The sequence below is a fragment of the Marinobacter sp. M3C genome, from assembly GCF_023311895.1.
Taxonomy (GTDB): Bacteria; Pseudomonadota; Gammaproteobacteria; order Pseudomonadales; family Oleiphilaceae; genus Marinobacter.
The window spans coordinates 489,618-516,567 of record NZ_CP092284.1 but is presented as its reverse complement, the minus strand read 5'-3'; the positions used below and the strand labels follow the sequence as shown (position 1 = coordinate 516,567).

Annotated in this window: 26 protein-coding genes, 2 tRNA genes and 1 pseudogene; 17 read left to right on the top strand and 12 right to left on the bottom strand. The window is 54.3% G+C overall.

Going from position 1 to position 26,950, the window contains the following annotated elements; all coding sequences use genetic code 11:
- Nucleotides 1-18 precede the first annotated feature (18 nt).
- The 5 genes from MIH18_RS02265 to MIH18_RS23890 are packed head-to-tail and all read right to left on the bottom strand — an operon-like array spanning nt 19 to nt 3,928.
- On the bottom strand, nt 19-639 hold the full coding sequence (locus MIH18_RS02265; RefSeq protein ID WP_249008707.1) for an ABC-type transport auxiliary lipoprotein family protein: 621 nt from the start codon (nt 637-639) through the stop codon (nt 19-21).
- The gene (locus MIH18_RS02260; RefSeq protein ID WP_249008708.1) at nt 636-1,574 is read right to left on the bottom strand and encodes an MlaD family protein; all 939 of its coding nucleotides are present in this window, start codon (nt 1,572-1,574) and stop codon (nt 636-638) included. Before MIH18_RS02260 ends, MIH18_RS02265 begins: the two co-directional genes overlap by 4 nt.
- Entirely contained in the window at nt 1,574-2,416 is an 843-nt protein-coding gene (locus MIH18_RS02255) for an ATP-binding cassette domain-containing protein (RefSeq protein ID WP_249013784.1), read from the bottom strand. The genes MIH18_RS02260 and MIH18_RS02255 overlap by 1 nt, the downstream gene beginning before the upstream one ends.
- Nucleotides 2,417-3,565: an ABC transporter permease gene (locus MIH18_RS02250; RefSeq protein WP_249008979.1), complete on the bottom strand. Its 1,149-nt coding sequence runs from the start codon at nt 3,563-3,565 to the stop codon at nt 2,417-2,419.
- 57 nt (nt 3,566-3,622) lie between these two features.
- Complete coding sequence (locus MIH18_RS23890; protein ID WP_283164883.1) at nt 3,623-3,928, bottom strand: ATP-binding cassette domain-containing protein; 306 nt, start codon at nt 3,926-3,928, stop codon at nt 3,623-3,625.
- A gap of 334 nt (nt 3,929-4,262) precedes the next feature.
- Between MIH18_RS23890 and MIH18_RS02240 the strand changes: the two genes are divergently transcribed.
- On the top strand, nt 4,263-4,877 hold the full coding sequence (locus tag MIH18_RS02240) for a TetR/AcrR family transcriptional regulator (protein ID WP_249008710.1): 615 nt from the start codon (nt 4,263-4,265) through the stop codon (nt 4,875-4,877).
- 69 nt (nt 4,878-4,946) lie between these two features.
- On the opposite strand, the gene yghU is transcribed toward MIH18_RS02240, so the two are convergent.
- Complete coding sequence (gene yghU, locus MIH18_RS02235) at nt 4,947-5,822, bottom strand: glutathione-dependent disulfide-bond oxidoreductase (protein ID WP_249008711.1); 876 nt, start codon at nt 5,820-5,822, stop codon at nt 4,947-4,949.
- Nucleotides 5,823-5,917: 95 nt separating this feature from the next.
- Nucleotides 5,918-6,472 carry a carboxymuconolactone decarboxylase family protein gene (locus tag MIH18_RS02230; RefSeq protein WP_249008712.1) on the bottom strand — a complete coding sequence of 185 codons (555 nt, stop codon included), beginning with the start codon at nt 6,470-6,472 and terminating at the stop codon, nt 5,918-5,920.
- A 590-nt stretch (nt 6,473-7,062) separates the two neighbouring features.
- Between MIH18_RS02230 and MIH18_RS02225 the strand changes: the two are divergent.
- Nucleotides 7,063-7,533: pseudogene (locus MIH18_RS02225) on the top strand (nitrilase-related carbon-nitrogen hydrolase); the annotation flags it as partial.
- A gap of 132 nt (nt 7,534-7,665) precedes the next feature.
- On the opposite strand, the gene MIH18_RS02220 reads toward MIH18_RS02225, so the two are convergent.
- Nucleotides 7,666-8,829, bottom strand: coding sequence for a cytochrome P450 (locus MIH18_RS02220; RefSeq protein WP_249008713.1), 1,164 nt, complete (start codon nt 8,827-8,829; stop codon nt 7,666-7,668).
- 290 nt (nt 8,830-9,119) lie between these two features.
- Here MIH18_RS02220 and MIH18_RS02215 point away from each other — a divergent pair, with 290 nt between their 5' ends.
- Genes MIH18_RS02215 through MIH18_RS02200 form a run of 4 tightly spaced genes read left to right on the top strand, consistent with a single transcriptional unit; the run spans nt 9,120 to nt 14,404 of the window.
- Entirely contained in the window at nt 9,120-10,736 is a 1,617-nt protein-coding gene (locus MIH18_RS02215; RefSeq protein ID WP_249008714.1) for a cbb3-type cytochrome c oxidase subunit I, read from the top strand.
- Entirely contained in the window at nt 10,733-11,338 is a 606-nt protein-coding gene (locus tag MIH18_RS02210; RefSeq protein WP_249008715.1) for a cbb3-type cytochrome c oxidase subunit II, read from the top strand. Before MIH18_RS02215 ends, MIH18_RS02210 begins: the two co-directional genes overlap by 4 nt.
- A gap of 8 nt (nt 11,339-11,346) precedes the next feature.
- Nucleotides 11,347-12,135: a cytochrome c gene (locus MIH18_RS02205; RefSeq protein ID WP_249008716.1), complete on the top strand. Its 789-nt coding sequence runs from the start codon at nt 11,347-11,349 to the stop codon at nt 12,133-12,135.
- A 1-nt stretch (nt 12,136) separates the two neighbouring features.
- Nucleotides 12,137-14,404, top strand: coding sequence for a cation-translocating P-type ATPase (locus tag MIH18_RS02200; protein WP_249013783.1), 2,268 nt, complete (start codon nt 12,137-12,139; stop codon nt 14,402-14,404).
- 497 nt (nt 14,405-14,901) lie between these two features.
- Here the strand turns inward: MIH18_RS02200 and MIH18_RS02195 are convergent.
- The 4 genes from MIH18_RS02195 to MIH18_RS02180 form a co-directional block, all read right to left on the bottom strand.
- Nucleotides 14,902-14,975, bottom strand: a tRNA-Cys gene (locus tag MIH18_RS02195).
- A gap of 79 nt (nt 14,976-15,054) precedes the next feature.
- Nucleotides 15,055-15,130 (bottom strand) — tRNA-Gly (locus MIH18_RS02190).
- A gap of 266 nt (nt 15,131-15,396) precedes the next feature.
- The gene (locus MIH18_RS02185; protein ID WP_249013782.1) at nt 15,397-16,107 is read right to left on the bottom strand and encodes a transglutaminase-like cysteine peptidase; all 711 of its coding nucleotides are present in this window, start codon (nt 16,105-16,107) and stop codon (nt 15,397-15,399) included.
- Between the two features lie 5 nt (nt 16,108-16,112).
- A complete protein-coding gene (locus MIH18_RS02180) occupies nt 16,113-16,772 on the bottom strand; it encodes a type II secretion system protein N (protein WP_249013781.1) in 660 nt (219 codons plus the stop codon).
- Nucleotides 16,773-16,934: 162 nt separating this feature from the next.
- Here MIH18_RS02180 and gspE point away from each other — a divergent pair, with 162 nt between their 5' ends.
- From gspE to MIH18_RS02125, 11 genes are all read left to right on the top strand, one after another.
- Nucleotides 16,935-18,449: a type II secretion system ATPase GspE gene (gspE, locus tag MIH18_RS02175; protein ID WP_249013780.1), complete on the top strand. Its 1,515-nt coding sequence runs from the start codon at nt 16,935-16,937 to the stop codon at nt 18,447-18,449.
- Nucleotides 18,450-18,452: 3 nt separating this feature from the next.
- Complete coding sequence (gspF, locus tag MIH18_RS02170; RefSeq protein ID WP_249008721.1) at nt 18,453-19,664, top strand: type II secretion system inner membrane protein GspF; 1,212 nt, start codon at nt 18,453-18,455, stop codon at nt 19,662-19,664.
- Between the two features lie 61 nt (nt 19,665-19,725).
- Entirely contained in the window at nt 19,726-20,178 is a 453-nt protein-coding gene (gene gspG / locus MIH18_RS02165) for a type II secretion system major pseudopilin GspG (protein WP_249008722.1), read from the top strand.
- A gap of 6 nt (nt 20,179-20,184) precedes the next feature.
- Nucleotides 20,185-20,715: a type II secretion system minor pseudopilin GspH gene (gene gspH, locus MIH18_RS02160; RefSeq protein WP_249008723.1), complete on the top strand. Its 531-nt coding sequence runs from the start codon at nt 20,185-20,187 to the stop codon at nt 20,713-20,715.
- The gene (gspI, locus tag MIH18_RS02155; protein ID WP_249008724.1) at nt 20,712-21,086 is read left to right on the top strand and encodes a type II secretion system minor pseudopilin GspI; all 375 of its coding nucleotides are present in this window, start codon (nt 20,712-20,714) and stop codon (nt 21,084-21,086) included. Before gspH ends, gspI begins: the two co-directional genes overlap by 4 nt.
- On the top strand, nt 21,083-21,793 hold the full coding sequence (gene gspJ, locus MIH18_RS02150; RefSeq protein WP_249008725.1) for a type II secretion system minor pseudopilin GspJ: 711 nt from the start codon (nt 21,083-21,085) through the stop codon (nt 21,791-21,793). Before gspI ends, gspJ begins: the two co-directional genes overlap by 4 nt.
- 44 nt (nt 21,794-21,837) lie before the next feature.
- Complete coding sequence (gene gspK / locus MIH18_RS02145; protein WP_249013779.1) at nt 21,838-22,803, top strand: type II secretion system minor pseudopilin GspK; 966 nt, start codon at nt 21,838-21,840, stop codon at nt 22,801-22,803.
- Nucleotides 22,804-22,805: 2 nt separating this feature from the next.
- The gene (gene gspL / locus MIH18_RS02140; protein ID WP_249013778.1) at nt 22,806-24,101 is read left to right on the top strand and encodes a type II secretion system protein GspL; all 1,296 of its coding nucleotides are present in this window, start codon (nt 22,806-22,808) and stop codon (nt 24,099-24,101) included.
- A gap of 3 nt (nt 24,102-24,104) precedes the next feature.
- Nucleotides 24,105-24,641, top strand: a complete 537-nt coding sequence (locus tag MIH18_RS02135; protein WP_249008728.1) for a type II secretion system protein GspM — start codon at nt 24,105-24,107, stop codon at nt 24,639-24,641.
- A gap of 51 nt (nt 24,642-24,692) precedes the next feature.
- The gene (gene gorA / locus MIH18_RS02130; RefSeq protein ID WP_249008729.1) at nt 24,693-26,081 is read left to right on the top strand and encodes a glutathione-disulfide reductase; all 1,389 of its coding nucleotides are present in this window, start codon (nt 24,693-24,695) and stop codon (nt 26,079-26,081) included.
- Between the two features lie 192 nt (nt 26,082-26,273).
- The gene (locus MIH18_RS02125) at nt 26,274-26,945 is read left to right on the top strand and encodes a rhodanese-like domain-containing protein (RefSeq protein WP_249008730.1); all 672 of its coding nucleotides are present in this window, start codon (nt 26,274-26,276) and stop codon (nt 26,943-26,945) included.
- The last annotated feature ends 5 nt before the right edge of the window (nt 26,946-26,950 follow it).

The window sequence follows — 26,950 nt, the reverse complement described above, 5'->3', positions numbered from 1 at the left end:
GCCATTCGTTTCCCCTTTTCAGTCGGCCGATAGCCCCTCACAGGCGCTCGCCCAAAGCGCAAGCTCTTTCATCAGGCGTTGGCCGGCGCCATCAAATGCAATAATGACATCGTCCAAACGATTACTCGCGGCGCTGGTTTTAATATCAAAGACCTGCGAGCACGCCGTTCTGCGACTGCGATTTTCCATGACTTCGCTGTATAGGCGGATGACCACATCGCTGTGGTTAGCGCCGGGTTGGCTTTGAAAAGCCAGCAATTCGGTGACCATGGTCAGATCGGCTTCGGCCGGGCTAACGTCAGTAATGACCCGCTCAAAACCCTGACTTCTGCGCAATGCCGCAGTCATCGCATCGCGCATGATAACGGGCGCTGTGTCGCGCCAACGCACGCCACCGTATATCCGAAATTCTGTAGCCTCGGGTTTTGCCAGAATACGAGTGCTGTTGATGGGCTCGGATGCAACAGGTGTATCTACACGAAGACTATAAGGCTGCTGGTCACCAGCGCGGCCGAGGGTTAAAGGCGCGGGCGCGAAATCCATTACCCGTGGCGTCTCGGGAACCGGAAAAATGGTGCAGCCGGTCATCACCAGTACGCATAAGGTAGCCGGTACAAAACTCATTGAGTAGCGAATCATTGTGGCAATTCCTTGATAGTGTCGACGCCCCAGAGTGTCCCTGCCGGGTTTTCATCCAGCCGGCGGGTAAAGCGATTCAGGTTACTAAGTGTGTTACGCAATTCCCGCAGTGCCGGTGCCAGCTCGCCCATGCCCTGCAGCCCTGCATCCAGTGCGCCGGCGTTGTCGGAGGTAAGGGTGTCCAGCCTGTGCATAACGGCGTCAAAATTACCCAGGGCGCGGTCCATCGAGCGCAGCGCCGAGCGACCCTCGTTACGCAACAGCGCATCGGCGGTGCCGGACACTTCGGCTATTTGGGCGGCGGCCTGACTGGCATTCGCGCTGGCCTGATTCAGATTTGTAAACAGCTCGTCCAGAGCGGCGCTCTTGCGCACCAGAGTTTCGCTGGCCTCACGGGTATTGCTCAGAATGGCAGACACCTGATCGATATTGTCAGTAGAAAATAACTGATTGGCGTTACGAAGCAGTTGGTCGGCTTTGTTCATTAGCATCTGGCTGTTGTCCAGCAGGCCGCTGAGCGCTGAGCGCTGGGCGTCAATAATCGGGGGGTTCTCACGGCTACCGATTAACAACGGGCTGTTCTGGCTGCCGCCGCTGAACTCGATGCTCATACTGCCGGTGATGTTCGCCAGCGCCAAGCTGGCCCGGGTGTCTTCATGCATCGGAATGGTTTCATCGACGCGTACCAGCACTCGCACTTCCCCAGGATTTTCCCGCACCAAACGCAAAGACACCACGTCGCCCACATCGACGCCGTTGTAAAGAACCGGATTGCCTTCAGAAAGGCCACCTACGGTGTAATCAAACGCCACTTCATACCAGGCCCATTCCCGCTCATTACTGGTTTTGCCAAGCCACAACGCGAACACCAGGGCGGCAGCCGCCGTAATAATCGTAAACATTCCAATTAGGAAGTGATGGGCCCTGGGTTCCATTATGATAACTCCTGCTGGGAATGGGGTGCTTGTGATGCCTGGTTGTTTTGAACCGCGTAGCTGGCGGCCCGGCCCCGTGGCCCAAGAAAATACTCCTGAATCCACGGGTCGGGATTTTCGACAACCTTCTGCAAACGGTCGGCCACCAGAACTTTTTTCTGCGACAGTACCGCCACTCGGTCACAACTGGTGTAGAGCGTATCCAGGTCATGGGTCACCAGAAACACGGTTAAACCCAGTGCATCACGCAGGGTGACAATCAGTTGGTCGAAGGCGCCTGCGCCGATTGGGTCTAGCCCGGCGGTGGGCTCGTCCAGAAACAGGATTTCTGGATCCAGAGCCAAGGCTCTTGCCAGCGCAGCGCGCTTGATCATGCCGCCAGATAACTCCGACGGATATTGGGTAGCCGCTTTTACCGATAAACCGGTCAGTGCCAGTTTCATGCGTGCAAGATGCTCTGCTTCGGATCGCGGCAGTTTGCGATGCTCGATTAGCGGCAGGGCAATGTTTTCCTGAAGATTGAGCGAGGTAAACAGCGCGCCTTTTTGAAACAGCACGCCAAAGCGCTGTTCAGTGAGCGAGCGTTGGCGAGAGGACAGTGCGAGCAAATCCTTGCCAAATACTCGAATGTCGCCGCCTGACGGCTTGACTAAACCAACGATGCTGCGCATCAAAACCGACTTGCCGGTACCAGATCCGCCAACCACTCCCAGAATTTCACCGCGAAACAGGTCCAAATCAAGCTGTTGGTGAACAATGTGATTTCCAAAGCGGTTTTCCAGGTTTCGCACCTGGATAATCGGAGTTTGGGATCTGTTTTTTTCGTCCGTTGTTTGTGTCATTTACCAGCCCATCTCCATAAAAAACAGCGCCGCGATGGAGTCGAACAAAATAACCATAAAAATCGACTGTACTACGCTGGATGTGGTGTGTACGCCTACCGATTGGGCGCTGCCGCTGACTTTGAAACCTTCAAGACATGCCACAGCTGCAATTAGAAAAGCGAATATGGGTGCCTTGGATAAACCCACTAAAAAGTGCTTCAACGCGACATCCTGCGACACAATCGATATGAATTGTGTCGCAGGAATGTCCAGCGTCACTGCGCACACCAGGGCGCCACCCACCATGCCGGATATCATCCCCACAAATGTCAGTAGCGGGAGGCTCACCATCATTGCAAGCACCCGCGGCAACACCAGCAGTTCGATGGGGCTGAGGCCCAGCGTGCGCAGCGCGTCCACCTCCTCATTCACTTTCATGGCGCCAATCTGGGCGGTGAAGGAACTGGCTGTGCGGCCAGCCAACAGGATAGCCGCCAATAAAACGCCAAACTCCCGCAGGAACGAAAAAGCCACCAGGTTAACGGTGTAAATGGTGGCGCCAAAATCTGCCAGTACGGTGGCCCCGAGGAAAGCGACAACGGCACCCACCAGAAAGGTGAGCAGGGCCACAATGGGTACCGCATTCAGCCCGGTGTCTTGAATCGCAGCCACAAAAGCCGTCATGCGCCAGCGCCGTGGGTGCAGTGTTGTCCACGCCAGGGCCGCAATAATCTGGCCGATAAAGCCGATAAGGGTAACAACGACCTGGTACAACTGATCTACCCAAGCGCCGATATCGCGCACCATACCAAACAACGTAAAGCCGGGCGGGGCTGGGGGTGGCTGGTGATCGGCCATGGCGGCTGCGACCACACTCAAAAGCGCGGCGGTTTCGCGACTAACCGCTTGCGGGTTGTCCGCCAGCCATTGCTCCAGATTATGAGGCCCAATGAGTTCGGCCAGCAGTGACGCACCGGCGGTGTCTATACGCCCCAACGTTTGCAGGTTCAGTGTTTGATAGCGGTCAGAGTCTTGGCCAGCTGCGGTAACGGATGAGTAGAGGGCGTGGTAGTAGGGCAGGGTCCAGTCGCCGCAGGCGCTTATTTGGTCGCCGTCGATCAGCAGTTCGCCAGCGGCGCTCGGGCCAGGTTGTGAGTAATCCGACATGTCAGCACGGGTCACGTTGTTGCCAAACTCCCAGGATCATCATTAATTGATATCAGCTTAAAGACTCCAGACCTTATCCGCCAGTACCTGGCGGTCTTCCACATCTTGGCTGGCCAGTATCATCGCCACGCCGTCGCGTTTTTGGTCCAGCAGCAGGCCGTGCAAAATATGACGGGCGTCTGAATCTAGCCCGGTCAGTGGTTCGTCTAGCAGTAACAGAGGTTGGCCGCGCAGCAGAGCCCGTAGCAAGGCTACCCGCTGACGTTGGCCGCCGGACAGTTGTGCAGGGCGGCGCTTAACATGAAACCCAAAAACTCCCTTGCCAGCGCTTGATGTTGTGAACTGGGGGCCACGACTGCCAATAGCCCAGTGGCGCGAGCCAGTTCCATTGTGCCTATGACGAGCTAAGCCTCATAAAAACGATACCGGAAATCGACAAAACTATACCAACATGCAAATGCTCGTTTAAAAACTCAAAACGGCATCGGAGATCGCATCAAACTCAGTGGTACACGAATGTTTCGCAAAAGTGTTTAACCAACGCATCCATTACGCAAACCCCACTAACCAAAGCACGGTACTATTGCGAATTTAATGGCTTGTAGCTGTACTTGAGTGGTTGTTCAATATAAAATTGAGCAATTACTCAAAATGTTTCCTTGTGCCCTATATCGGCCTCAAAAATCTGGAATTAACCATGGCTCGCGCGATGATTCACAACCGGCAAGATTCTCTAGAACGGGCTCTTCAGCTGTTCTGGCAAAAGGGCTTTCATGCCACCTCGTTGAAGGATCTGGAGAAAGCGCTCGACATGCGGCCGGGTAGTATCTACGCCACCTTCGGCAGCAAGGATGGGCTTTTTCAGGAGTCTCTTGAGCGCTATGCTCGCTTGGGACTGGCCGAGTTTGAGCGCACTTTGAGCGCTTACCCATCACCACTGGCTGGGTTGGCTGCCTATTTGCGCGGGTTAGGTGGCCTTCGCGATCGGGAATTGCCAAGTCGAGCGTGTATGCTGGTCAAGAGCCTGTTGGAGCTGGGCGAACGAGAGCACGCCGCCTGGCGTAAGGCAGAAGATCTGCTGGCAAGTATGGAAGAACGCTTTATTGACCGTTTCGATGCGGCACAGCAGATCGGTGAACTGGATAGCCGGCTTGATCCTGTTCGCCTCGGCCGGCGGTTGCAGGCCGAGGTCATGGGGCTGCGCGCTTTTGCTCAGCGCGACGTCGACAGTGCGACCGTTCATGCTCTTGCTGAAGATATGGCACTGTCCCTGGAAGCACTGCGTAAGGACGATGTTATAGGTAAACGATAATATTTTTCGCATACTTGCCTGTTCTTGTTGCCTTATGGCAGGGAACAGGCTGTCTGCAAAATAGACTCTTCAGTCAGCTGTTGAAGATGCCACTTTGTCCTGGGTTTTCAAATCAAAATCCGAGGCATCATGCCGCTCGTGCAGTTGCTCTGAAGGCTCACCCCAAGTCCGGTTCACTTTGCGGCCACGTTTGACAGCGGGGCGTTCAAAGATCTCTTGTGCCCAGCGGCGCAGGTTCTTGTAGCTTTCGACCTGCAGGAATTCACCCGCACCGTAGGCTTCTCCCAGCACCAGGTTGCCATACCATGGCCAAGTGGCTATGTCGGCAATGGAATACTCGTCTCCGCCGAGAAAACGATGCTCGGCTAGCTCTCGGTCAAGCACGTCCAGTTGGCGTTTCACTTCCATCGTGAAGCGATTGATTGGGTATTCTAACTTCTCGGGTGCATAAGCGTAAAAGTGCCCGAATCCGCCGCCCAGATAGGGCGCTGAACCTTGCAGCCAGAACAGCCAGTTCAGTACTTCGGTGCGTGCAGCCGTGTCCTTTGGAAGAAAGTGCCCGAACGTCTCAGCCAGGTAGAAAAGGATCGCACCGCTTTCAAAAACTCGGCTGCCGCTCTCCGTATCAAACAGAGCCGGGATTTTCGAGTTTGGATTTACGTCAACAAAGCCGGATGAAAACTGGTCGCCTTCGCCAATCTGGATCAGGTGAGCATCGTATTCGGCACCGGTTTCACCGATGGCCAACAGCTCTTCGGCCATAATGGTGACTTTCTGGCCGTTGGGTGTTCCCATCGAATAGATCTGCAAAGGGTGCTTTCCACGCGGCAGCGTCGCCTCATGTGTAGCGCCGGCTATGGGGCGATTAATGCTGGCCCATGTTCCGCCGCTTTCGGCGTCCCAGGTCCAAACCTGTGGTGGTTCATATTGATGGCTGTTCGACATGATCCTGGCCCTCTTTCAAAAATAGATAATGCGTTCAATACAGCAGCGACAAGTCAGAGCGGCTAATGAGAACCGCCTCCGACTTGCTCGGCATGTTAGTCAGCCTTGTGCCACTCAAACTTCTGGAAGGGCTTGTCTATCGGCGTGTCGGCAAGGTGATTTGTGTAGTTGCTCATCACCTTCTGTGCGGTGCCAAGAACGACCTCAAGAATCTGGCGCTTGGTGAAACCAGCCTCCAGAAATGCTGCCACGGCGCTGTCATCCACGTTGCCGCGGCCGCGCACAACGGCGAGGGTGAAGTCGCGCAGGGTTTCCAGCCGGTCTGTCGGTAACGGTGTTTCGTTTCGCAGAGCTTCAGTGATGGAGTCATCAACGTTCATGCTTTTGGCGATGCCGGTGTGAGCGGGCACGCAGTAATGGCAAGCATGCTCGACGTTGATGGTTTGCCACACAACGGTGGTTTCTTCGTCGTTGAAGCTGCTATCAAGAAAGAGCTGATGAAGCCGTTGATAGCCTTCAAGCAGTCCCGGCGCTTCGGACATAACAGCGTGGAGGCCTGGAACCATACCGAAAGCTTTAATAGAGTTGTCGAGCAAACTCTGGCTTTCTTGTGGGGCGCTTTCTTTGTTGTGAAGAGTAAAGTTTGTCATGGAATGACTCCTTGCCGTAAAGATAAAAGTGATGTGACTTACATCGAGTTAGAGGTTACCGCTTAAATTGAGTGATCGATCAAATTTAGGCGTTAACTTTTCGGAGTAGGTTCAACAGGAATAACTGTAACTGAACTTGAGTGATCGTTCAATATTAATTTGAGCGATTACTCAAAATTAATTCAATGAGGCGGCCCGGCCCATCATCGATATTGTTGAAGGAAGAATCGTATAGAGTGAGTGCAGAGTATTGGAGCCGCTCAGCACTCATTTTGAAAAGCCGATAATGCAGTGGATAAAGCGAAACTTTGGAGTGGAATACTCGCCAGTCTTTTTCCGTGAGTTGTGTAATTGCCGAAGGTTTCTGTGCGCGGTGATGGGAGGAATTATTTTATAGTGACGCTGGCCCACTGACAGATCACTAACGAGGGCTTCCGGGTCGAGGCCGGGTGCCAGTTCGCTTAGGTAGCTGAGAATCTCGCCGGAGCTTGCAGTCGAGGTTTCAAACAGACGGCGGAAAGTCCAAAAGGGTGCCTTCGGATACGCCAGCAAGAGGTTGTCCAGTACCGAGAGTGCCGGAATAAGGTTGAAAGGGTGCCAATATCATGCTTCGCACCGCCGGCTACACCGCACCTATCCGTCACTCTTGGAAAATTACCAATCAGGCCAAAGCTTTTTGCAACCTAATGGTCACCGCCAACGTCTGTCTGGCGGGCACCGATGGTACCTTCAATTCTATGGGCGAAGGCATGATAGTGAACTTTGATGGCGTTCCCATGGTGGAGGGCAACGGGTTGGCTGATGAGATCATCACCGCCGAAGTCCGTCCCGACCTGGTGGACGAGGCCCGAATTCACTGGGGGGTAGAAAACAATATTTACCAGCTTGGGCACCGCGGGTACGTGGCGGTGAAGGGTGGGGCAACTGACTGTCCCTATACTTTCATGCACGATTTGGTCAATCAACGATATGTTTTGCCCTGGGACAAGAATGTTGTGGTGACAGACGGCCGTGACTTCGGGTTTCCGGCGCCAGAGCGAAGCTACCAGCCTGAAGATTGATATTCGACGGATTTAAACCAGGCAAAGTAGCGATAGTGCATTCCACGAGTTCAAACAGAGTGCCGTACTGAGGTACTTCTGCTTGATACATCGCCAACATAGCCTTTGAGAAACGGGCAGGGGTCCTGCCCCTTATCGCTTCCCAATACTTACCGGTAAATAACTGAACCCGCCGGTCGGGAAAGCTGCACGTTCAGGCGTCTCATGGAGTGCGAATTCCAGGGTATCGATACCGCGAAGAAATTCCTCCATCAGAATTTTGAGTTCCATCCTGGCCAGAGGCGCGCCAGGGCAAACATGAATGCCTGCACCATAGAGCAGATTTTGGTCGCGGTTTTTCTCGGGACAAAAAACATCCGGATCGCCAAATACGCCTTCGTCACGATTGGCGGATGCCCACAGAACGGTGACTTTTTCGCCGGAGAGAATCTTTCTGGTACCCATTTTTATTCCCCGTGTTGTTATCCGGCGATTGGATATTAAAGGTGCGTCGATACGCAGTATTTCATCGATCGCATCCTGTACCTTGTTGATATCGTTGGTCAGGCTTTCTTTTAAGTCAGGATGTTCAGCCAAATAATTCAGCAGAATCGATACGCTTGAGCTGATGGTGCCGAGTTCACCAACCGTCCAGTTTCGCATCAAGCTGGTGAGCTCTTCATCGGTTAAGGGCCGACCGTTAACGGTTTCTTCCATCAGTAACGTGGTGACGTCCCTTGGGGCGTTCGCTCCGGCTTGCCGCCGGGTTTTCAGTAGGTCATGAATATAGCCGTCAAATTCTTGGGCAACATCAGCCATGGCCTTGCGGTCTCGGGCGAGCGTGGCCTGATGGTTCTTCAAGACCCACTCACGAAGTGGTTCATGGAGGGAGTCGGGCCATCCCATAAAAGCGCACTGTATTTGTAACGCAAAGGCTCTGCTGAACCGTTCGACAATATCAAACGCTTCACCACTAGGCAGGCTGTTTACAAGATTACGAGCTATGTTCCGACAGATGGGCTCAAACTCGCTCATCGCCTGTTCTGAAAAATAGGGTTCGATCACCTGGCGATAATGGGTGTGCTCGGGCGGGTCCATGCCATTCGGCACAGAAAGATGGCTGGACGACGCACTGCTAAACGTTTGGTGATCTTCCAGCGCCCGCATAACATCGCTATGCCTGAATAATGTCCAGTGCTGATAGTCACTCCACGCGACCGGGCACTGAGTACGCATGGTGTCGTAGGCGCGTATCTGGTCTTTTAAAACCCCACCTGCACGGGGGTTCCAGTCTGGTTCGCGGGGCTTGTTGACCATTGCAAATCCTCGAAAGAAAATCGTTTTTTCAGACTAACAGATGGCCAAATTGTCTTCTTAAAGATAAATCAATTAGCGCTCAAAGTTTCATACTGCCTCTCCAGCGGTCCAGGCTTGATCTGGAACAAGTAGTGCCATAGCTCAACCACCTCGGTGGCGTTATCGTGCGATGAGTGTTTGTTGCCTCTCTAGAACGTGTTAATACGCCACTTTTGAGGCTGCAATTATTTGTACACGTGTCTGTATTTATCCACTAAAATTTATCTAACATAAATCAAATAGGACGGTTTATGACGCCTACCATTGCCATTCTGCTGATCATTACCTTCGTGCTCTCAACGGTTGGTTTGCTGTTGCTGATCTGGTCTATCGCCAACAATCAGTTCAGCCATGGCCAGGAGGCCGCACGTAGCATTTTCTCGCCGGGCGAGGAAGGCCACAGTGAGGACCCTGCGCGCCCCGCCGACCCGTTGTTCACCGGCGAAAACACAGCTCAGGCCGCCGCGATCAAAGCACGCTGGATTGCCGATCAATCTTCCCGAACGGCCGTGCTGACGTGGCTGAGTTCGTCCATTTTCTGGTTGGTGTTAGGCTCGTTTTTCGGCCTGGTGTCGTCCATCAAAATGCATCTCCCCGAATTTCTGGCGGCCAGTGAGTTTTTAACCTTCGGCCGGATACGCCCTGCGCACCTAAACGCAGTTACATACGGTTGGGCGTCTATGGCCGGCATTGGGGTAGCGTTATTCCTGATTCCCAGGTTGTTCAAAACGTCGTTGGCAGGTGGAAAGTACGCCGTTTTTGGTGCTGTTATCTGGAACATTGGTCTGATTCTTGGCTTGACGGCCATCATCATCGGCCTTTCCGATGGCAAGGAGTGGCTGGAGTTTCCATGGCAGATCGACATTCTATTTGTGGTTGGGGGTGCTCTGTGCGCTATACCCTTGCTGTTAACCGCTGCCAACCGCCAGGTCGAACACCTGTACGTGAGCAGCTGGTATCTGATGGCGGCGCTGGTGTGGTTTCCGATTCTGTTTCTGATCGCCAACTTGCCTTTTACTTTTCCCGGCGCATCCGGCGCCACGGTCAACTGGTGGTTCGCCCATAACGTTCTCGGGCTTTGGGTAACGCCCATCGGCATCGGCATAGCCTATTACATGATTCCAAAAATTCTCGGCAAGCCGATTATCTCTTATCAGTTATCTTTGATTGGTTTCTGGTCTTTGGCGTTGTTCTACAGCCAGGTGGGTATTCACCACATAATTGGCGGCCCCATACCGACCTGGCTGGTGACTCTGTCAATCGTCCACAGCGTGATGATGTCGATACCGGTTATTACCGTCGCCATCAACCACCACGGGACGATGATGGGCAACTTTGGGCGTCTTAAAGATTCGCCGACACTTCGATTTGTGTGGATTGGCGCTCTCATGTACACGGTGGCGTCGCTTCAGGGATCTATGGAAGCACTGCGCAGCGTTAACGTAATCACTCACTTTACCCACTACACCATTGCCCACGCGCACCTGGGTATGTATGCCTTTCTGAGCTTCATTCTGTTTGGTGCGATTTATTTCATCATGCCCCGCCTGACCAACTGGGAGTGGCCATGGCGCAGGCTGATCAGTCTGCATTTCTGGCTGGTGAGCGTTGGCATCGTAATTTATGTGGTGTCGCTGACCATTGCCGGCTGGAAGCAGGGTGTGGCTTTGCTCGATGCGGCAATGCCGTTCATGGACATTGTTCGAATGACAATGCCGGCACTTCAGGCCCGCACGGTAGGTGGCGCTCTGATGACGCTTGGGCACCTGGTGTTTGCGTTCCATTTCGTTGCGATGCTGACGCGTCGTGGAATTGGCAATCAGCAACCAACTCTCTTTCGTCCTGCTATTAAGGAGATCACGCAATGAAAGGTGCTCTTGCAATTATGGTCGGTGCGGCCCTTATTTTATTGTTGGCCATGCTTACGCTGGTGGTTATGCCGTATCTGCAAATGTCGGCAGAACAGATTCCGCCTGATCTCAAGCCTTATACCGAAACGCAGCAGCGCGGTCGGCAGTTGTACATTGCGAACGGCTGTATTTACTGCCATAGCCAGCAACCGCGGGATCCGGGTTTTGCTCCCGGAGACAGAGATCGGGGCTGGGGGCGCCCTTCCGTACCCGGGGACTACGCTTACGATCAGCCCCACCTGCTTGGCACCATGCGCACCGGACCTGATCTGTTCAATGTCGGCGCACGGCTGCCCAGCATAGACTGGCAACTGCTGCACCTTTACAACCCGAGGGCGGTCTATAAAGACAGCATAATGCCGGCGTATCCCTTCTTGTTTCGTCATGTAGACGAGGCTGAGGCGGGTGACAAAGTCGTTTACCTACAGGCGTCTTTTGGCCCTGAGTCCGGACAGATTGTTGCTACCGACGATGCGCTGGCACTCGCCGAGTATCTGCTTGCCCTTGACCATACTTATCCGGCACCTACGTTGCCGAAAATCGATAACTCCAGGGAGTAACGAGCGCTATGAACCAGCATGATCATCGCGCCCAAAACCGGGAAGCAGCCGAACCGGAAGAGGGCACTCGCGCCGCTCCAAAAATTGTATTCGTCTGGATTGCCATTCTGATTGTCTGGGGCGTTGGCTACTACGCCTGGCAGATTGGCAAGCCATTGATGGGTGGTGACAGCCGCACACCCGTTATAGCTGACCATCAAGAAGTGAGGCCGGCAGATGGTTCAAGCGCTGATAGCGTTATTGAATCTAATGATGTTGCAAACGCTGGCAGCGCTGAAGTCCGGGTAAACCCGACTGCGCCGAACACGGATAAATCAGATACTTCGAATGCGGGTTCGTCAGGTACGTCGGATCAAGCAATTTCAAACACTGCTAACTCAGAAGGTTCGGTCTCTAACAGCAGCGTCGCAAGCGCAAAACCGAACGGCGCTGCTATTTTCAGCGCCCAGTGCAGCGCCTGTCATCAGGCAACTGGACTGGGTATACCGGGCGCCTTTCCACCCTTGGCTGGAAGCGAGTGGATTTTGGCCGACGCGGCCGTCCCTGTCGCTATCGTCCACGATGGTCTGCAGGGGAAAATTGAAGTTGCAGGCAATCAGTTTCAGGGTGTTATGCCCAAGTTTGGCGGCCAACTTTCCGATGCGGAATTGGCGGCTGTATTGAGTTATGCGCGCAGCCAATGGGGCAATAACGCGAGCGCGATCAGCCCGGGCGCGGTCACCGAACATAGAGATCGTTTCGGTGACCGTAAGGAATGGTCAGCAGAAGAGCTAACGAAGGTTTTCGGGAAACTCTGAGATGCCCGCCAATAACGCAAACACAGCACAGGAACCTCTGCACCGGGACCAAGAGCACCAAAAACCCGAGCACCAGGAAATCCTGATGATTGAAGGGATGCGCTGCGGCAGTTGTGCTATCGCCGTCGAAGCCCTGTTAAAAAAGCAACCGGGCGTTAGTGATGCGGCGGTTAATTTTGCAGCCGACGTCGCCATGATTTGCTGGGTCAAGGAAAAGCCTCCGCTTGCCAACCTTCAGCAAGCCGTCGCCCGTTTGGGCTATCGATTGCACGGTTCGGTTGACCCCGAGCGAAGCAAATTCCAGGCAGAGTCCGTGCGCAAGCACCTGCAAAGGCGACTGGCGGTGGCGGTTGTCTTTGGCATGTGGAGCATGATGCCAGCTTTGTTGATTTATCTGGCACCGTTCGGAGCGGCAGAGCCGGAGGTTTTGTGGCCGCTTGCTCTGGCCAGCGGTCTGTTCGCGGTGCCCGTTGTACTTTACTCCGGATCCCACTTCTATCGCGTAGGCTGGCGCACGCTGATTGCTGGCGCACCGGGTCTCGACAGTTTGATTTTTCTGGCGGTTTTTTCGGCCTGTATCATCTCCACCTGGCAGCTTTTTTCCGGCAGCCACCATGTGTACTTCGATGCGGCCGTTATGCTGATCACTTTCCAGCTGATCGCAAGACTGCTGGATACCAGCGTGCGCCGGCGCGCCTCGGAGATTATTCGCCGTTACCTTCAGGACGTGCCCGAGCAGGTCACCCTGAGAAACTCTGACGACAGCTGCGAAATTCGCCATGCCAAGGACGTCGAGGTCGGCGAACACATTATTCTCCAGGCCGGCGAGCAGCTTGCATTGGATGGCGATGTTATTCACGGGCATGGTCAAGCCGACCTGTCCATGTTGACAGGCGAGCACCTGCCACAACCGATCGGGCCGGGGGGCGAGCTGCTTGCGGGATGCCAGTTGGTTGAGGGGGAACTCGAACTGACAGTAACTGCCATTATTGGCCAGCGCCGTATCGACCGCTTGTCGCGATCGATTAGTGCTCTGCTCAGCCGTAAAACAACCCTGCAGCGGCTGACTGACCGTATTGCCCGAATCCTGCTGCCGGTTATTGTAATAGCGGCCGCGTTGGCCGTGGGTTTGGCTCTTTTTCAAGGCGTTTCTGCACCGGAAGCTGCAGCCCGTGGCCTGGCCGTTATGATTATTAGTTGCCCTTGTGCCCTTAGCCTCGCCATTCCGCTGGTAATCACCATGGGCCAGGCGAACATGGTAAGCCGCGGCATTATATTGCGCGATCCCGCTGCACTGGAGGCTGCCGCAGGGGTTGGCGCTATTGTCTTCGACAAGACAGGCACCCTGACTACGGGCGAGCCCAGCGTGGACAACATCACGCCGGCGGGCCAATGGACCGAAGGCACACTGCGGCAGCTAGCACGGGACATTCTCCGGGAGTCGACGCACCCTGTCGCCCGGGGGTTGTTGGCGGATGCGGGATCTTCGTTTGCAAGAGCCGCCGAAGGCACACGAGAGAGTTTTGCAGGCGCAGGCACGCTCTGGGTCAATGGCGGGGATACCGCTCTGGCCGGACAAGCGAGCTGGCTCCGCAAACACGGTGTCGAGGTACCCATAACCGAGGATACCGGAATGAGCGTTCACTTAGCTTGCAACGGCCTTTACGCGGGTAAAATCGGTTTTCAGGAGACACTCAGGCCGGAGTCTGAGGCGACTATCCGCCAGCTGAATCGCGAGGGCTATACCCTTTACCTGCTCAGCGGCGATACGCGCAACGCATGCCTTGATTTGGCCGAACGCCTTGGAATTTCGCCCGCCCATGTTCTTTCCGGCTATTCCCCCGAGCAGAAGCACCGTTTTATCGAGACTCTCGAGAAGCAAACTAATGCGGTATTCGTAGGTGACGGCCTCAACGATGGCCTCGCTCTGGCGGGCGCCAGGCTTGGCATTGCCGTCGGTAATGCCGCGTCTGCCACCGGTGCAGCAGCGGCCGTTTACCTGACCGAGAGCATCGCCAAAGTGCCTGCCACTCTGCAGTTCGCGCGACGAGCTCGAAAGCTTATGCACCAGAACCTGTTCTGGGCAGTAGGTTACAACGCTGTAGTGATCCCACTAGCCGTTATCGGCTGGGTTCAGCCCGTCATTGCGGCCATTGCCATGTCACTCAGCAGCGTATGTGTTTTGGCTAACAGCTTGCGTATGCAGAAGGCGGTGTCTGGTGATGATCCGAATAGCCCTTTAACGCCCGGATGTTCAGCGCTGAGATAGGCCGGCACTGACTCTTGGCTTTTAAAGCGTTCGCATCGAGTCGCGAGAGAAAATGCTTCAACACTCGGTTGAATTCTACAGTCTTTTCAATGTTTGGAAGATGGGCCGCGTCATTGATGACGCAGAGCGTCGAGCCCGTGATGTGGTCGTGTATGAGTTGCGCCTCACTGGTGGTTTGCTGCTAGAAGATAACTGGAAGGAGTTTTCTGTACAAGCGTAAGCTCATGTTCAGACGAGTCTTTCCCAATATGCCGGTTACGTCAACTAAACACGGTAGGGCTGCTGACATCCAGCGATTCCAAGACATCTCTCAGATTTCCAAAACGCGCTAGGTTTATAATTAAATGTCTTCGTGAAAAGGCTAATCGGGACGGGTGCATAGGTTAGTGAGAAATGAAATTTAGGCACTGAACAAGGCGGATTATTTTTTCAGTATATTGTCAGGGCACTCGACAGTTAATTTGATCTGTCTGGCGAGATGAAAAATAACGAAAAAATGGAGGCGCGGGTCGGAATCGAACCGGCGTTAACGGAGTTGCAGTCCGCTGCATGACCACTCTGCCACCGCGCCTGATAAAGCCTCTTGGCTTTGTGCTCTCAAGTGGGGTGAGAGACTTTTGAAGTATTTTCTCTGATTTATCCAGAAAAATTGGAGCGGGAAACGAGATTCGAACTCGCGACCTCAACCTTGGCAAGGTTGCGCTCTACCAACTGAGCTATTCCCGCAAATGTTGTCGTAAGTTGTTGCCCGACAACGGAAGCGAATTATACGGATCTTTCCTCGAGCGTCAACAACCTGATGAAAAAATATCGGTAGATGCTGCAGGGGACAAGGATTTTCTGGTTAGCCTTAGAGAATACTAGCGTGGGTAACCGGTAATCCGGCGAATGGTTTTTTCAGCTGCGGATAGATTTTCAGATATACCTCGCTCTACAGCTGTTGGCAAAGCACCGTGACTAGCCGCATCTGGTGGGTTCGTTGTTATCGAGTTTCAGGGTTGTGCGGACTGTTGCATCCGCTGGTTCAAATCGCGCCAACGAGACAGTTTGTCGGCCTCGCCTATACGTTTGTTTTGGCCTGCTTTGTTGGACCAAAGGCCGCTACCGTTGAAGCTGTAAACGGGTTCAAGATCCGATCGTTGTGAGGCAAGTTTAATGTCGTTTATCAGGTTGTCCAGAATCAGTGGGTCGGCATCCGGGCGTGGATACCAGGCCAGAACCATGTGCGCTTGATTTAGCTCCAGAGCTTTGACATACACAATTCTTAGCTGCTCGTCGGGCACACCCATGGAAAGCAGGGTCTGGTATTTGGCAATGGAAAAATCCTCGCAGTCACCGGCGTTGGTGGTCAGAAGTTCCACCGGCGTGGCCCAATAATCTTCTTCGCCCCAGTGTTCAATGTCGCTGACAAAGCGCGCCTGGTTGAAAAACGAATTTACCAGGCGTAACTTTCGGTCTATCGGGGCTCTACTGGCCAGCAGTTGCAGGCGCTGATAATTCTGCAGGCGCTGGTAGGCTTCTTCACCAAACTCGGTGCGCACATAGCTCATCAATTTATCGGTGAGCTCTAACGCGTTCCCAACCGGGCCGAGTGTGGCCGTCAGTAAAATTGCCCACAACCAAGAGCGGCCATCAAGAAGCCGGCGCAGCGCCGATATTGTGGCTGCGGGTAACGAAGCGCGGTTTTGGGGCGCTAGAATCAATCTTATCAACCTCCATTGCGCAAATTGCGGCGTAACTGCTCAAGCCTTTCGCGTATTTCGGCTCGTCGTTTTTCGTCCGTAGGTGTAGTGGGAGCGCTTGTAGATTGTGAAAGTGCGGGCTGCGTAAGTGTTGGTGGCGTGTACGCAGACCCTGGGCTTTGCGTTTCATCGGCAACGGCGCTGAAACCACTGCGGTTGTCAATTTCTGGAAAATACAAATTTTCCAGCTTACCTGAGCGCTCAATGATGATCCGTGCAGGGTAAACCGAGCGTAGTGTTGCGTTGCCAGGCAGGGTGTCGCCCACTAGGTAGGCGTCGGTGTTATTGCGATCGTCTTCAATCAGCGCACTGCCAGAAAAGTCGCCGTCGGCAGCCAAAACGCCCCGTAGGATCAGCTGTAGATTGGTTTCGGGCAGATTCTCTGTGCTTTGTTGAACGCTCGTATCATCGGACTGTGCATTGCCAAACAGCTGAAGATTGGACAATGAAATCTGTGGAATTTGCTTTTGCGTCGGGGCTGAGCCCGTGCTGACGGCTGCGATAACGCCGCCCCCGACCAACTCCTTTTGCCACACGCCCCAAGCTTGCAAGGCCGTAGATGCTAGCAATAATACTGCCAGCGCAAGGGAGGCCGCCGTTATAAGATGTTTCGAATCCAGGCGCATGTGTTGTTCCGGCTAAGACAGGTTTGGCAGATAACACCAACAGGTTACCAGAGAGCCACCGATTAATGGCAGTATAGAACATCGGGTGATTCAGCCGGCTTGCCCGCTATGGTAGACTTTAGCCTTGTTTTATCGGCACGCCGACCAGCAGCGAGAAACGTCGTGAGTTCAGAAATCCAACAACTGCCGTACAACAATAATAGCGCTTCCAGCAGGCTGCCGTTTTCGTTTGCGAAACGCAACGGCGTGATTGTGACCCGTGCAGGTAACGGCGAAACGATTATTCTGGTGCGCCCCGGCTCTTCCCACATGGCGCTGGCCGAAGCCAACCGTCTGTGCGGAGGGCGCGCCCGTTTTGCCACCGTTGAGGCGGACCAGTTCGATCAAGCCCTGAACGACGCTTACCAAAAAGACTCTACCGCTGCCATGCAAATGGTCGAAGGTATTGGTGACGATATGGATTTGGCGTCGTTAGCGGATTCGGTGCCAGAGACCGAAGATCTGCTGGAGCAGGAAGGCGATGCGCCCATTATACGCCTGATCAACGCAATACTGACCGAAGCAGTAAAAACGGGCGCCTCAGATATTCACATTGAAACCTATGAAAAACATTTGATAGTGCGCTTCCGTGTAGACGGCGTGCTGCGCGAAATTGTGCAGCCCAAGCGTGCATTAGCGCCTTTATTGGTGTCGCGCATCAAGGTTATGGCCAAACTCGACATTGCCGAAAAGCGTGTTCCCCAGGATGGCCGCATTGCGCTGCGGGTTGCGGGTAGGGAAGTGGATATCCGCGTGTCGACCATGCCCTCGGCGGCCGGTGAAAGGGTGGTGCTGCGATTGCTCGACAAGCAAGCTGGCGCTATACGCCTGGAATCTCTGGGTATGGGCGGCGACGACCTGAAAAAACTGCGCAAGCTAATCTATCGCCCCTACGGCATTTTGCTGGTAACAGGCCCAACCGGCTCCGGTAAATCCACAACGTTGTACGCGGCGTTGCAGGAAATAAATGACCGCAGCCGCAATATTCTAACGGTGGAAGATCCCATCGAGTACAACCTGCCCGGTATTGGCCAGACCCAAGTCAATACTAAAGTGGACATGACCTTTGCCCGTGGCCTGCGCGCAATTCTGCGGCAAGATCCTGACGTGGTGATGATCGGTGAAGTGCGGGACCTTGAAACGGCGGAAATTGCGGTTCAGGCGAGTTTGACTGGCCACCTGGTGTTCTCCACTTTGCACACCAACTCTGCGGTGGGTGCGATTACGCGAATGATGGACATGGGCATCGAACCTTTTCTAATTTCATCAAGTATTGTGGGCATTGTGGCCCAGCGCTTGGTGAGAGTGCTTTGCTCCGAGTGCCGTGAAGCCTATAAACCGACACCCGAGCAATGCGATTTTTTACAGCAGGATTCAGACAATCCGCCGACTATATTCCGGGCCAAAGGTTGCGCGCAGTGTAACGATTTAGGCTATCGAGGTCGTGTCGGTATTTACGAAACCGTAGGAATTACTGAGCGCATCAGTGCGCTAATCCACCAGCGCGCTGGTGAGCGGGATTTGGAAAAGGAAGCCCGCTTGCACAGCCCGAGCATCCACGCAGACGGTGTAGCCAAGATTTTGGCGGGCATCACCAGCGTGGAAGAAGTGCTGCGCGTTACCCACCGGAACCAATAAATCATGCCGGCTTTTGAATACAAGGCGCTGGACGCTCGCGGAAAACAGACGCAAGGCGTACTTGAAGCCGATGCACCACGGGCGGTACGGCAGCAGCTGCGAGAAAAAGGGTTGACGCCACTGGCGGTAGAGCCTGCTGTGGAAAAACCGGGGCGAGGCCCCTCATTGAGTGGCCGAGGCTCCCTAAGTGCAGCAGATCTGGCCTTGGTTACGCGGCAAATGGCGACTTTGATCCAGTCCGGAATTCCCATAGAACAGACCCTGAGTGTCACCTCAAAACAGTCGGATAATCCACGTATTCGCAGTATGTTAATCGCCATTCGCGCCAAGGTGATGGAGGGTTATAGCTTCGCCGATAGCCTGGGAGAGTTCCCGCGGGCTTTTCCGCGGCTGTTCTGCTCAACCGTGGCTGCTGGCGAACACGCCGGCCACCTTGACCTGGTACTGAACCGGCTCGCGGACTACACCGAAAGTCGCCAGGAAGCCCGTCAGAAAATTCAGTTGGCAGCTATTTACCCGATTATTCTGAGCGTAGTCGCCATCTCCATTGTGGTGTTTTTGCTCACCTATGTAGTGCCAGACATCATTGCTGTGTTTGTGCGCCAAGGGCAGCAGTTGCCATTGCTGACGCGGGTCATGCTCGCCATGTCGGATTTTTTGCTGAGCTACGGTATCTATCTGCTAATGGCTCTGGGCGCTGGGCTGGTGGCGTTTCGCTTTGCTATGGGCAAACCGGCGTTTCGCTTGCGCGTGCACAAGCGTCTTCTGCACCTGCCGCTACTGGCAGGCATGGTGCGGGGCGTTAACACGGCCCGCTATGCAAGTACCCTGAGTATACTGACCACCAGTGGTGTGCCGCTGGTAGACGCCATGCGCATCGCTGGCGAAGTGCTCGGCAACGACTATTTGCGCCAGCAACTGAAAGACGCTGCGCGCAAAGTCAGTGAGGGCGGGGCACTGCACCGGGCCCTGGACCAGAGCGGCTATTTTCCGCCGATGATGCTTCATATGATTGCCAGCGGTGAAACCAGTGGCGAGCTAGACAGCATGCTGGAACGCACGGCTAGAATGCAGGAAAACACCCTGCAGGCAAAAATGGCCGCCATTGTCGGCCTGTTTGAGCCATTGATGCTGTTGCTGATGGGTGGAGTGGTGCTAATTATCGTGATGGCCATTATGCTGCCGATTCTGAATATGAGTAACCTAGTGGGCTAAATTATCAATGCTCTTGAAGCGCAATCCAAACAGACCCATAACCAAGGACACGAATATTATTATGAAGCGTTCGAACTCTACCGATATTCGCCACAACCGAGGCTTCACCCTTATTGAAATTATGGTGGTGATGGTCATTCTTGGTTTATTGGTCGCCATTGTGGCGCCCAACATCATGGGCCGTAGTGACCAAGCCAAGGTCACAGTAGCGCAGACCCAGCTTAGCAATATTGGTAATGCCCTGGATTTGTATCGCCTTGATAACAGCCGTTACCCGTCAACCCAGCAAGGGCTTGAAGCCTTGGTTACAAAGCCCGCGGGCAGTCCGGAGCCGAAAAACTGGAACGCCGACGGCTACCTGAAAAACGTTCCAGAAGACCCTTGGGGCACGCCTTACCAATATGTTAGCCCGGGCACGGAAGGCGATTATGACCTTTACTCGTTGGGTTCAGACGGCCAAGAAGGCGGTGAAGGCGACGCTGCGGATCTCAGTATATGGAACACCAAAGGCTGATACACCGTGCCACGTAACTCTGTCCAGAACGGCTTCACTCTGATAGAAATATTGGTGGTGTTGGTTATCATTGGCCTAATGGCGGCCCTGGCGGTGTTCACTATGGGCGGCAGTTCCCAGCAGCGTGAGCTGGAAGTCGAGGTTCAGAGTCTGTACTTATTAATGCAGGTGGTGTCCGAGCAAGCCGTGTTGAACAATCTGGAAGCGGGTTTGGTGATAGATACTGACACCTATCAGTTTGTGGTGTTCGATGATGAAAACCAGGCTTGGGAAATCAGTCCGGAACGGCTGTTTCAGGCCCACGACCTGCCACCTTGGTTGTCATTGGATGCAACCGTGGCGTCTGAAGCTCCACGCTTAACGAATGACAACAAAGAGTTACAGCCGAGTATTGTATTTTTTTCTAGCGGGGAAAGCACCGCTTTCGACATCGAGCTGATGGTGAAGGGCCAGGCATCTCCCCCCCATCGTTTGTATTCTGACGGTATTGCACTCATACATTGGCAAAAGCCCGGCGCTGAGCCGGAGGGTCTATGAGGCGGTCACGGGGCTTCACTTTGATTGAAGTGCTTGTGGCCCTTCTAATTTTTGGTTTGATTGCAACCGCGGCGGCGGAAGTGGGCAGCCAGTATATCGCCAGTTACGAGCGTGTTCGCGACAAAACTCTAGCGGCGTGGTTGGCGGAAAATCGAATCAACGAAATACGGCTGGAAACCCGTTTACCAACTACCAGTGAAGTCGCCGACGACAGAGAGTTCGGGCCTTATCGCTGGCAGGTGATCACTCGTGTAACAGCCACCGCAGACGCCAGCATACGACGCGTTGAAGTGAGTGTTGGCCGTTACCGTAACGAGTCTTCGGACCCTGATACTGTTCACAGTCTGGCGGCTTTTGTGGGTGAAAAATGATGGCCGGCCAGCGCGGCTTCACGTTAATGGAAATGCTGATAGCCGTTACCATTACCGCAGTGATTGGGCTGGGCGTTTGGCAGGTTTTAAACGGCGTGATCAACGCCCGTGACCGGGTAGACGAAGTTGCCGATGAGTTCGCAGCGCTTCAGCGCACCATGCTGTTGTTTGAACGAGATGTGAACCAGGCTATCAATCGCCCGGCGAGGGATATTTTTGGTGACGTTCAGCCCGCAATGACCAGTCTTAGCGAACCTTTCAACCTGCTATTTACCCGTCAGGGCTGGCGTAACCCTCTAGGTCAGCGCCGCAGCGAACTGCAGCGCGTGGCATGGGAATACGATGGCAATGCACTGGTGCGTAGTTACTGGCCAGCGGTGGACCAAGGCCAGGAAGACAATCGTAGGCAAGCGCAGGTGCTGGACGGGTTAAAAACGTTCAAACTGCGTTTTCTGGACAAAGACCTGCAGTGGCAGGACAACTGGCCGGTGCAGGATCCGTCTACCGGCGCTAAATCGCTCGCGCTGCCTGCGGGTCTGGAGTTGACCATAGAGCACGACCGTTTTGGCACGCTGGAGCGCCTCTTCGTACTGACAGATTTCGATGCAGGCAAGGCTCAAGCCGACCTGAGTCGTCCCGTTGAAGGCGGTTCCACTGACAGCGCTGCTGATAATGATGAAGAGTCGGCTCTAACAGGTGTCCAATGATGCGCCACAGTAACGCTTCCTCGAAGTGCAGGACACAGCAGGGTGTGGCATTAATCATGGTGCTGCTAGCGATGGCACTGGTGGTTATACTGGCAACCGGGATGACACGCCAACAAAGCCTTCGAGTGTTCAAAGCAGGGCATTATTTGGCCCAGCAGCAAGGGCTGAGTGTGGCTTTGGGTGCAGAAGCGTTCGCCCGCCAGATACTGATCAAAGACCACGACGAAGACAAAGAAGCGGGAACGCCAATCGACAGTCTGGACGAATTCTGGGCGGCCAACTCCGTTGTACTGCCTTTAGATGACGATGGCGTAGCCGAGATACAGCTGGACGATTTGGGAGGCAGGCTAAATCTGAACGATCTGATTGGTGCGGATAACGAGCCAGACCCTGTCAGCCGGGAACGCTTGGACCGATTACTGCAGAACCTTCAGATAACCGGCCTGAAAGCCGATGTGTTCATTGATTGGGAGGATGCCAACGACCAGACCATCAGTGCTTTTGGCGCCGAAGACGGTCAATATCTGCTGGCGCAGCCCGGTTACCGGGCGGGCAATCAGAAATTTGCCAGCGTAACCGAGTTACGCCTGCTGGAAGGCATGACCGAAGAAGCTTATCAGACGCTTCGGCCCTTCGTAGCGGCGCTGCCGGTCAGTGGCCTGGGTATCAATGTAAACACCGCCAGCGCGGAAGTGTTACGAACCCTGCATGCGGATTTGAGTGCAGCCCAAGTGAATGCGGTAATTGACCTGCGAAAAGAACAACGCTTCGAGAACATCAAAGATTTTCTGGCGTTGCCGCAATTTTCCGGTCTAGGCTTGAGACCAGAGGGCCTGACGTTGCAGACCCGATTTTTTGAGGTTGTTGCAAGAATTACCTACGATAAGCGAGTTGTACACATGGTTAGCACTGTTTACCGCGACCCGGAGGGTAAGGTGTCTACGTTGCACCGGGACACAGGGCAAAAAAACCGAATTACCAAAGCGCCGTTTACCATTTTGGAAGGATAACCATGTCTTATCGCCTATACGTGCGGTCGGTTTCAGGCTTTGCGACTGTAGAGCAGCAGCCAAGCGAACGGCGTTACAGTTGGGCGCTGCTGGACAGTGCCGGCCATTGCCAGGCCAGAGGCGAAGCCGATAGTCAGGAGGACATCGAGCAAACGCTGGCGCAGAACGCTATTGAACGCAGCCTCCTGATTGGGTTGATTCCCGGTGACGAGGCGGCATTTTGTTTGGCCAGTATACCCGCAAAACAACAGCGGTTTATTGCCCAAGCACTGCCTTATGCAGTTGAAGAACAGCTAGCGCAGGATATAGAAACCCTGCATCTGGCGCTTGGTAACCGCGGCAACCAGGGTTATCTTGTGGCCGCGATTGATCGTGAGCGCATGGCCCACTGGTTCAGTGTGTTCAGCGGTTGGCGCGATCTTACCTTGAGTGGCATATACGCCGACGCATCGCTGCTCCCGCCCAGGGCCGACGGTTGGAGCGCCTGTATGGATGGCGAGGTGACTATGCTGCTGGGCCCGGCCGGTGAGTGGTTAAGTGTGCAAACCGTTAATTTGAGCATGTTCCTGCAAACACTGGCAGTGCCCCGCAGCGGTGAGGCTATGGCTTTGACGTTGTATCTCGCGGGGCAGACGGGCGATGAGCCGTCTTTACTTATGGAGGACAGGGTCGCTCAAGATGGAATAGAGATTACTACTGAACATTCCGAGCGCTTGCCAGTGGAACTATTAGCGCTGTCTCACCAACGCCAGAGTGCAGGCGCCATTAATCTGTGCCAGGGCAATTTTGCCGCTGGCCCGGCGAAAAAAAGTGCCTTGGCGCCTTGGCGGCCTTTGATTCTGGTAGCGGCGGCCTGGCTGGTGCTTCAACTGTCTTTGGACACAGGGCTGGGTTGGTACTATCAACATCAGGCCGACAATCTGAATGCACAGGCCATGAATGTGTACCAACAGGCGTTTCCAAACGACCGGCGCACCCACCCCGGCAACGTGCGCAGGGTGGTCGAAGGCCAGCTCAAACGAAACGCTGACAGCGGCCCAAGTCTGAATTTTATAACCCTGATGAAATTTACCGGCCAGCAGTATGCGGCTGTTTCTGGCAGCAAGGGTATTCGCTTCAACTCACTGAATTACAACCAGGCCCGCGGTGAGCTGATAGTCGATTTACGAGCAGACAGTTACGACCTGATGAGCCAATTGCGCAACGGGCTCGCGGCACAGGGGCTGGATGCGCAAATTGGCTCGGTGGTGAACGAAGCCGGTGAAATTCGCGGGCGTTTAACGGTTTCAGGAGGTTAAACGATGCTGGAAAAATTGAAAAACCAGGCCGGTGTTCGCAAACTTCAGGTGCAGTATCTGCAACTTCCCCCTCGCGACCAGAAAGCCCTGCGATGGCTAGTGGTTGCCGTACTGGCGGGTTTTTTGTACTTCGCACTGTGGCTGCCCGCTACCCATTATCACGATCGCGCGCAGGCATCTCGTGATAACGCCGCCCAGCTACTCGTCTGGATGAACGGCAACGCTGCCAGTATAAGCACGCTAGCGGGAGCGAGCCGTATTGATGCTGACGCAGACACCGCTATCGAAAAACCAACAGATAGCCGCGCGTTGATGGCCCTGGTCACCCGTTCGGCACGGGAGTCCGGGCTGGTGTTGCAGCGCTTTGAGCCTAGTGGTGATAGCTCTGTTCGTATATGGATGGATAACGTACCCTTTTCCGATGTGGCCGCCTGGCTGGAAACCCTGAGTGTCGAAAATGGTGTTTTAATAGATCAGGCGGCGCTGGAAAAGACCGCCGAAGGGGGCAAGGTAACAGCCCGTTTGACACTTGGCCTCTAATCGCCCTGCCAGCGTAAAACTGAACGGAATGAAACAGCTTCAAATCAATTAATGACGGGAGACCTTGTGTCTAACTCAGCAGATTACGACTTGATTGTGATAGGCGCCGGCTCTGGTGGCGTTCGATTCGCCCGCATGTCCGCCCAGCGCGGTGCGCGGGTAGCGGTGGTGGAATCGCGTTACCTGGGTGGCACCTGCGTGAATGTGGGTTGCGTGCCAAAAAAACTGTTTGTTTATGGTGCCCACGTTCACGATGAACTGGAAGACGCCGCCGGCTACGGCTGGCAGGTGCCTCTTGCCGACGTAAAATTCAACTGGCCCACATTGCTCGCAAATAAAAACACCGAGATCGAGCGCCTGAACGGCATTTACGGACGCCTGTTAGAAAATGCTGGCGTAACCGTTATTAATGGCAGTGCCCGCTTGAGCGGTCCAAATACCGTGGTGGTAGACGACAAAAGCTACAGCGCCAAACACATTACCGTTGCCACTGGGAGTTGGCCCGTGGTGCCTGACATTCCCGGCAAAGAGCACCTGCTGACGTCCAACGAAATGTTTTTCTTGCCGGAACTTCCACAGCATGCAGTCGTTTGGGGCGGTGGTTACATAGCCGTGGAGTTTGCCGGTATTCTGGCTGGCCTTGGCGTTAAAACCACACTGCTGTACCGCGGCGATCTGTTTCTTCGTGGCTTTGATGACGATATCCGCACATTTACAGCCCAAGAGATGGCGAAGAAGGGCGTAGATTTGCAGTTTAACGTCACCATCGAATCGGTAGCCGGCGTAAACGGCGATTATTCAGTGCTATTGAGCAATGGAGAAACACTTAAAACCGGGCTCGTTATGGCAGCGACCGGACGCCGCGCACTGGTTGACGGCCTTGGGCTGGCTGAGCTTGGCGTGGCGATGAATAACTCAGGCCATGTGGTGGTAAACGACTATTTTCAGACGGAAGTGCCCTCAATCACCGCGCTGGGTGACGTGATTGGCACCCCCCAGCTGACCCCGGTCGCTTTGGCCCAGGCGATGGTGCTGTCACGCAGATTGTTTGGCGACGGTGAAGGCGAAATGGACTATGCGGCGATTCCTACCGCGGTTTTCTGCCAACCGAACATCGGCACCGTTGGTTTGACTGAACAGGAAGCGCGCTTGGCCGGGCATAGCCTGCGAGTTTACCGCTCGGAATTCAGACCCATGAAGTACATCTTAAGTGGGCGAGATGAGCGCTGCATGATGAAACTGGTGGTCGATAAACGCACAGACAAAGTGCTGGGCGCTCACATGGTGGGACCAGACTCCGGTGAAATCACCCAGGGCCTGGCTGTTGCGATCAAGGCCGGGGCCACCAAAGCGCAATTTGACGCAACGATGGGCATTCACCCAACGTCAGCGGAAGAGTTTGTAACCATGCGTGAGCCGGTGCTGGTCGATCCTGACTGACAATCAAGGCGAAATCAAAACGCTGGCTCTGGCGAACGGAGCTGGCGTTTTTTATTTTTACTGCAAAACTTCATCACGCCATTCTTTTCGATGACCCGAAGGCCCGAACCGCGCTTTCAGCGCACGAGTGATATCTCAGCATTCCAGGGCGTTGCCCAATACTACGATCTTGACACTCCGGTTATTCAGCGCATGAAGCGCATTATCTATGAGATGGAGGTGGCGTTTTGGCAAACCGACACCGCCGTGCAAACCGATTTGGTCGAGCATGGCTTTCGACGTCTACAGGAAGTGAACGGGCGGACGAGCGTCTCTGCGCAGTGTTATCTCCGGTTCTTCGATAGCGTTGAGCAGACTCTGAATGCTCATGATTCGGGGGAGTTGTTTCCACTTGATGCTCTGCTGAGTCGTTGCGAGTCCTCCAGAGCCGTCACCACCGCTTCGAAAGCGGATGCTCATACACCAAGTGACGTTCGTGAGGTGGATCTCGAAGCGGTTCTATCAGCCATTGACCGAGGCAAGCGCGTGGTTTTCGTCGATGTGCGCGAGCCGAGTGAATTCCATGAGCAGCATATACCGGGCGCCCTGAATATTCCTATTCGCGATCTAAATGAAACCACGCTGAGTCAGATCGGTCCGGCGGATTATGTGGTCAGTTACTGCGTCAAGGACTTCAGAGGCTATGAAATGGCCAAATTGCTTGCCCGGGCTGGAGCTCAAAACTCCGTGATCATGAATCCTTACGGCCTCAAGGGCTGGATGAGCTCGGGCTTACCGGTGGCTGGCCAGAGAGCATTGGCTCGGGACGAGGCCAGTCGACAACTTACAGACTGTGCAGCAACCGGACACTGTTTGAAGAGGTAATGTGC